General features: G+C 72.4%; 5 protein-coding genes and 1 pseudogene. 1 reads left to right on the top strand and 5 read right to left on the bottom strand.

The window, feature by feature from the left end:
* The 3 genes and pseudogenes from G3I19_RS32765 to G3I19_RS32755 all read right to left on the bottom strand — a co-directional run.
* A pseudogene (locus tag G3I19_RS32765) lies at positions 1-203 on the bottom strand (hypothetical protein); the annotation flags it as partial.
* On the bottom strand, positions 200-1912 hold the full coding sequence (locus tag G3I19_RS32760) for a lipopolysaccharide biosynthesis protein (protein WP_164267351.1): 1713 nt from the start codon (positions 1910-1912) through the stop codon (positions 200-202). The gene G3I19_RS32760 and the pseudogene G3I19_RS32765, both read right to left, overlap by 4 nt.
* Positions 1909-3168, bottom strand: a complete 1260-nt coding sequence (locus G3I19_RS32755; RefSeq protein ID WP_343235280.1) for a glycosyltransferase family 4 protein — start codon at positions 3166-3168, stop codon at positions 1909-1911. Before G3I19_RS32755 ends, G3I19_RS32760 begins: the two co-directional genes overlap by 4 nt.
* Positions 3169-3302: 134 nt before the next feature.
* On the opposite strand from G3I19_RS32755, the gene G3I19_RS32750 reads away from it, so the two are divergent.
* Complete coding sequence (locus G3I19_RS32750; protein ID WP_164267350.1) at positions 3303-3788, top strand: adenylyltransferase/cytidyltransferase family protein; 486 nt, start codon at positions 3303-3305, stop codon at positions 3786-3788.
* Here G3I19_RS32750 and G3I19_RS32745 read toward each other — a convergent pair.
* Together G3I19_RS32745 and G3I19_RS32740 are read right to left on the bottom strand one after the other, a co-directional pair.
* On the bottom strand, positions 3748-4470 hold the full coding sequence (locus tag G3I19_RS32745) for a CDP-alcohol phosphatidyltransferase family protein (RefSeq protein WP_164267349.1): 723 nt from the start codon (positions 4468-4470) through the stop codon (positions 3748-3750). The genes G3I19_RS32750 and G3I19_RS32745 overlap by 41 nt on opposite strands.
* Positions 4471-4576: 106 nt before the next feature.
* Positions 4577-6613 carry an NB-ARC domain-containing protein gene (locus G3I19_RS32740; RefSeq protein WP_164267348.1) on the bottom strand — a complete coding sequence of 679 codons (2037 nt, stop codon included), beginning with the start codon at positions 6611-6613 and terminating at the stop codon, positions 4577-4579.
* Positions 6614-7058: the final 445 nt, after the last annotated feature.

Genomic DNA, 7058 nt, shown 5'->3' with positions numbered 1-7058 from the left:
TCGCCGCGTTCGAGTACGACGGCCTGTCCGACGTACGACATGTTGAGGCCGAGCAGCACCGTGAACGTCAGGTACACCATCGAGAACGCGGCGAACCCGGCTGTGGTGGAGACCCGGGCCGCCATCACCAGCACCAGGATGTTGGTCAGGCTGGAAGCGGCCTGGTCGAGCACTGATGCGGCGACGACGGCCGAGCGTCTCACCGGTCTCCGGCGCGGATCGTACGGAGGGCGACGGTGTCGTCCCCTGCGGGGACGCGGGATGCCGCCGGGTAGGGCGCGGGAGGCTGCGGCGCCGCGCCCGGCGGCGCCGGTCTGTCCGATGCCCGCCCGGTCCCTCCCCGGTGCCCGGATCCCGCGGCGCTCCGGCGGCTGCGCCTGCGGGACGCCGCGTGGGTGACGGCGCCCAGTACGGTACCGCCGGCGCCGGTGATCAACTCCCTGATACGGACGAGGTCGGCCCGGTGCACGGCGCGCGGGTCGCAGACGATCAGCACCCCGTCCACCCGGTCGACCAGGGCCAGCGCGTCGGCGTAGGCGAGGACGGGCGGTGCCAGCACGACGACGGTCGCGTTCGGCGAGTCGGCCTCCTCGATCAGCCGGGTCACCCGGGCCGATGTGAGGGCGCGTGCCACATTCCGTACGCGCTCGCCGGGGATCAGGTCGAAAACCCCCGACTCGCGTGCGTCGACCTGGAGCTGACGCGGTCCTGGCCAGCCGGACCCGTCGAAGTCGGGCGGCAGGCTCCACCCCGGGCGGCTGGGGGCTTCGGCGCGCAGCCGGGAGGTGAGTGACGGGGTGCGCAGGTCGGCCTCGACGAGCAGCACGTCCTTGCCGGTCTCGGCGAACGACGCCGCCAGGTTGGCCGCCACGGCCGCCGCCGCTTCGCCGTTGCCGCCCCGCGGGGCGGCGACGAGCAGCCGTCTGCGGTCGGCGAAGCGCTGGTCGTAGGCGAGCCGGAAGGCGACGGAGCGGTACTCCTCGGCGAGCCGGGAGTCCGACCGGTCGACGGCGAGCAGCGGCCCGCCGTCGGCGATGCGCGGCAGGGTGCCCAGGACGGGGGCACGCACCGCGCGGGCGACGTCGCCGGACGAGCGGGGCGACGGGTCGAAGACCAGCCGGACCCAGGCGGCGAGCAGTCCGAGCGCGATACCGACGGCGCCGCCGACGCCGAGCGAGACGATCAGCCCGAGACCGCTGGACGCGGTCGGCGGCACGGCCTTGACGATCACGGTGCCGGCCGTCATGTCGAGCGCCTTGAGGCTGGCTATCTGACTGTTGAGCGTGCCGACCTTGCTGAGCAGGTCGTCATTGCGGGCCCGTGAGGAGTCCGGGGCCGCGCTGCCCTCGGCCGCCAGCTGCTTGGCCAGGTCGTTCTGCTCCTTGGCGATCGGGTTCAGCTGGTTCTGGGACTTCTTGACCATGCTGTCCCGCAGATCGCCCCACTGCTTCTTGCGCAGATCGAGGTACGCCTTGGTGACGGCGTTGGCCCGGCGGGCCGCCTCGCCGGGTGAGGTCGTCGTATAGGTGAAGTGCAGGACCATGGTCTGCGGCGGGTTGGTGACCTGGAGTCCGCGCTGGAAGGCCGCCAGCCGGCTGTCGGGCAGGCCGAGGGACCGGACGGCGATCTCGGCGACGCTGCTGCTGACGGCGGTCTGCCGCTCGGTGCCCATGTTGATGGTCTTGTCCGCCGAAACGGCCGGGTTGAAGGGATCGTTGGTGGGGGCGCGGAGGCGGATGTCGCTGGCCGCCGCGTAGCTCTCGGCCGATGTCACCCCGAGCCAGGCACCGCCGAGCAGGCCGACCCCGATCCCCAGGCCGATGAGCCGGCGGTAGCGCAGCAGTTGCCTGAACTGGTCCCGCAGCAGGTCCGGTTCGTCGTCCCTCGACGCGGAAGCGTGCGTGTCCGTCACGTGTGTGGACCCCCCAGAGCCTCTTCGATCAGTGCGTCGATCCGCGCCAGTCCCGCGTCCCTCGACAAGTGGGACGCCACATGACGCGGCCCCTCAGCCCCCAGCGCATCGGCGCTCACCGGATCTGCGGCGATTCTACGCACCGCGGACACCAGAGCGTCCGGATTCTCCGGCGGAACGAGCACCCCGGCTCCCGAGCGGAGCACTTCCCGCGCGGTACCGCCCCCGTCGGCCACGGAGGCCACCACGGGCCGCCCGGAGGCGAAGTACGAGGTCAGCTTGGAGGGGACGCTCATATCGAGCACCGTGGCCCGCTGGGTGACCGCCAGGACGTCCGCCGCCGCGAGAATGTCCGGGAACTCACCGTCATCGGCGGGCGGCAGGAACTCCAGGTTGGGTACGCCGGACGCGAGCGCGGCCAGCGTCCCGCGCTGGTTCCCTTCGCCCATCAGCACCACGCGCAGGGCCGGGTCGCGCCTGGCCGCCTCGACCAGTACCTCCAGCCCCTGCTTGAGCCCCATGTTCCCGGAGTGCAGGACCACGGTGTCGCTCGCGCGCCAGCCGAGCCGGGCCCGGCTCTCCGCACGGGGGCGCGAAGGGCCCGGTATGTGGTTCCAGTTGGGCACGATCCGGATCCGCCCGGGGTCGACGCCCATCGCCCGTACCTTCTCGACGAACGTCTCGTGGATCACGCCCACCAGGGCCGCGCGGCGCAGGGCGTACGACTCGGCGCGCTCGGCGAGTGCGGCGGCGCGGTCCCCGCCGCGTATCCCGCTCTGCGCGGCCGCGGCCCCCATCAGGTCCTGCACCACCGGGACGAACGGCGCCCGCCAGCGCGCCGCGAGCCGGGCCCCGACGACACCGCCCGCGAGGCTGGGCATCTGTGCGAGCACGGCGTCCGGACGTCCGGTCCGTGGCGGCGCCGCCAGGGCGTGCAGCAGGATCGAGCCCTCGAAGAGCGCCCGTCTGACGGCGGTCTGCCGGGGCGGCACGGTGTGCCGCCTGCGGTGCACCCGCACGCCCTCGCGCTCCTCGGAGCGGCGCCAGACACCGGCGTAGGCCGGGTCCGTCGACCAGGACGGGTAGTGCGGCATCCCGGTGAGCACATGGGTCTCATGGCCGGCCCGCGCCCAGTGCTCGGCTATCTGGGTCGCGTACGGTCCGATTCCGGCGTGCTCGGGAGCGTAGTTGGTGGAAACGAGCAGCAACCGGCGCTGTTTCGCCGCCGGTTCATCGTTGCGTCGCGTCTGTGTCACGCGGCGGTTCCTTCCCCCCAGAGGTGAATCACGTTGGCCACCCCGATCGTTCACTCATCCTGAACGGAATGTGCACGCTATCGTCAGTACCTTCCACCACGCCGGGGGGTGTGGTTCGCTGGGGGGTTTCAGTCATGACGGCAGACAGACCGTACCGGGTCGGATACGCGCCCGGCGCCTACGATCTCTTCCACATCGGTCACCTCAACATCCTTCGTCACGCGCGCAGTCAGTGCGACTACCTGGTCGCCGGAGTGGTCTCCGACGAGATGGCGGAGCGGGCCAAGGGCCGCCGCCCGATGATCCCGCTGGTGGAGCGGCTGGAGATCGTCCGCAGTGTCAAGTACGTGGACGCCGCCTTCGTGGAGACGGTCGCCGACAAGGTCGAGACCTGGCGGCAGGTGCGTTTCGATGTCCTGTTCAAGGGCGACGACTGGCGGGGCACCGCGAAGGGCGAGAAGCTGGAGCGGGACTTCGCGGAGGTGGGGGTGGACATCGTCTACTTCCCGTACACGGTGCACACGTCGAGTACGCAGTTGCGCCGCGCCCTCGACGTACTGGCCCAGCCTGAGGCGCAGTTCAGCGCCGAACTGCGCTCAGTTCCCGGAACCACTTCGTGAGGAAGGCGGCCAGGAACAGCGCGCTGACCGTCCCGAGCGCCGTATAGGCCCAGCGGAAGTACGTTCCGGCGCCGAGCAGCAGGAAGACCAGGCAGAAGATCCCGTGGTCGACGGGGAGCAGCGCGACCGCGCGCAGCCGCGACGGTGCGGCGGCCGGGCTGCCGGGGGCCGGCCTGGGGGTGAGTTTCTCGGTGAGCAGTCCGCCGAAGAAGGTGACCACGGCGGCGAACTGGAAGCCGAGCGGCACCAGCAGCCAGGCGTCGTCCGTGGCCCCGAAGTGGCCGGGGTGCCGGTAGAAGGCGATGAGTACGGCCGAGTGCAGTGCGGTGATCTTCGCGCAGTCCACGACGTGGTCGAGCCACTCCCCCGCCGCGCTGCCGCCGCCGCGCAGCCGGGCCAGCTGGCCGTCGGCCGAGTCGAAGGCGAACCCCACGGCGAGGCCGGCCCATACGGCGGCGCCCCGGCCCCAGGACGGGTCGCCGAGCGCCACTCCGGCCACCGCCGCGAAGCTGAAAGCGGCGCTCACCAGGGTGACCTGATTGGGGGTCAGCCCCACGGCGTGCGCTCCGGCCGCCAGATAGCGGCCCACCGGGCGGTTCACATAACGGGAGTAGAGCGACACTCCCTTGGCGGACTTCTGCGCCGTCCGCAGTTCGAGCAGCGCGGTCCCGACGGATCCCATGGCCCCCCCAGGTCATCTGTGCACAAAGTGTGAACATCATCGCAGGTGTGCGGCCACCTTCAAGACCATGTGCGCAACCGCACCCGAGGAGGCGGCCGATCTGGTATCAGGGCAGGGGGAGTTGGCTGTCCAGGGCTCGGGCCAGGGCCGGGGCGGTCCGTACCGAGGCGCCCCGGTGGAACGCCTCGTCGTACGCCTCGTCCCCGATGGCGGCGCGTGCGCTGCGCTCGCACTCCTCGCGTACGGGCCCCAGCTCGGGGGTGCCCCGCTGCGGATGGCCGACCGTGTGCCAGTACGCCTGGCTCGTGCCGAAGACCAGCGCGGCCTGCTCGCCGTCACCCTGCGCGGCCAGAGCGGCCGCCAGCACGTCCAGGCCCAGGGCGATCCCGAAGGCGTCACCGATGTGCCGCTTGCCCATGAGCATGGACCGCGCATGGGCCGCGGCCTCGCCCGGCCGGTCCTGGAAGAGCGCGATCAGGGCGAGCTGGTACTCGGTGTAGGAGCGGGTCCACCAGTCCCCCGTCTCGGCGCAGGCGGCCCGCAACTCGGTGGCCAGGCTGTGTGCTTCGGTGAGCATGCCGATACCGGTGAGCGCGAACACCTCGACGAGCCGGCACTTGCGGCGGGACGCCGAGTCCGCCGTCATGTCCGCGGGCCCCGGCAGCCGGACGGCCACGGTGTGCGCCGCCAGCGGCCGGCCCGCCATGAGGTGGCTGAGGCCGAGCAGATAGCCGGCGGCGAGCGACGCCTCCGTGTCGTCCCCCTGCCGGGCGTCCTCGTCGCACCGCAGCCCCAGCCCGTGTGCCAGGTCGTGCTCGCCCTGGAGCAGCGCGTTCACCCCGAGCACCCACTGCGCCCGGCTGCGGACCGGACCCCGCAGCGGGTGGAGGGCCAGGGCGCGTTCCACGTAGCTGCGCAGCTCGTGCAGGTGGCCGCAGCAGCTCCAGTAGAAGCCGATGAGGCCGAGCAGTTCGACCGCGCGCCCCGGGTCGGTGACCAGCAGCCGGTCCAGCGCGGTGCAGATGTCGATGTGTACGTCGGCGACCCGCCGGTACCACTCGCTCTGCTCGGGGCTCCGCCAGCCCGCGTCGGCGTCGCGGGCGAGGGCCAGGCAGTGATCGGCGTGGCGGTCGGCCAGTTCCTCGCCCTCGCCCAGTTCCGCCAGCCACATCCGGCCGTAATCGCGGACGGTGTCGAGCATGCGGTGCCGTGTGCCGTCCCAGCCGACGACCGACTTCTCGGTGAGCCCGCGCAGCGCTCGGCCGACTTCCTCGGCGGAGAGCGGCCCGCCGGAGCAGACGGCGCGTGCGGAATCGGCGTCGAAGGGGCCGCGGAAGACGGACAGCCGCGCCCAGAGGAGCCGCTCCAGCGGTTCGCACAGTTCATGGCTCCAGCCGATGGCGGTGCGCAGGGTCTGGTGCCGCAGGGCCCCCGTCCGCTCGCTCCGCACCAGCGTCTCGAAGCGGGAGCTCAGTCTCTCCGCCACCTTCTCCACGGAGCTGTCCCGCAGCTGCGCGACGGCCAGTTCGACGGCCAGCGGAATCCCTTCGAGCCGACGGCAGACGTCGGCCGCCGCTTCGGCCGCGCCCGGATCCGCGAGCGAGAGCCCGGGCGCCGCCTGACCGGCCCGCTCGGTGAAGAGCGTGAGAGCGGCCCGGTCGCCCTCGACGGGCAGCGGCTCGATCTCGACCACGTACTCGCCGCCGACCGCCAGTGCCTGTCTGCTCGTCGCCAGCACCGTGAGGCCGGGGGCCGCGGTGAGGAGGTCGCCCACCAGGCTGCGGCAGGGTCCGACCAGGTGCTCGCAGGAGTCGAGCACCAGCAGCCCCTGCTTGTCGGCGAGCCAGGCGCAGAGCGCGTCGGCCTGGCTGCGTGTCGTGTGGTCGGAGAATCCGACGGCGTCGCAGACGGTGGGCAGCAGCAGCCGCTCGCCGTGGACCGGCGAGAGGTCCGCCCACCAGGCACCGTCCGGGAAGTCCGGTGCCGCCCGGCCGGCCGCACGCAGCGCGACACGGGTCTTGCCCACCCCGCCGATTCCGGTCAGCGTGATCAGCCGGTGCACCGCGAGAGCGTTCCGCAGATGGCCCAACTCGTTCTGTCGCCCCACGAGACTCGTGGTCTCGTGGGGAAGGTAGCCCGCCACGGCACCAGTCTCGCCTACCGCGCGGGCCGTTGGCACCGCGGGAGCGGCCCAACGCCCCTGAGCAGGCGAACACCGTTCCGGAAAAGCGGCGTTGAGCGGCGTTGACGCGGCCACCGGCGCACCGCGTCGGTGCTCGACAACGCCGGTGAAGTGACGGAAGTTGTGGTGGACGGCCGCCGCCCACAGCACACCCCGCCCACCCGCAGCACGACCGCCCACCGCACGGCATCACGCACCGCATGCACCGCCCGCGTCACCCCCACCGCATCACGCACCGCGTCACCGCACCACATGCACCGCCCGCGTCACCCCACCCCACCGCGTCACGCACCGCGTCACCGCACAGCCAGGAGCCGGGAGCCCCCAGTGAACTCAGCACGCCGCACAGGCACTTGCCGTGGAGTACGACGGCTGACCGGGGCCGCGCTCGCCGCCGGCGTGCTCG

Source organism: Streptomyces sp. SID10853 (genome assembly GCF_010548145.1).
Classification (GTDB): Bacteria; Actinomycetota; Actinomycetes; order Streptomycetales; family Streptomycetaceae; genus Streptomyces.
The sequence above is the reverse complement of the archived record's forward strand: the minus strand, read 5'-3'. Positions and strand labels throughout refer to the sequence as shown.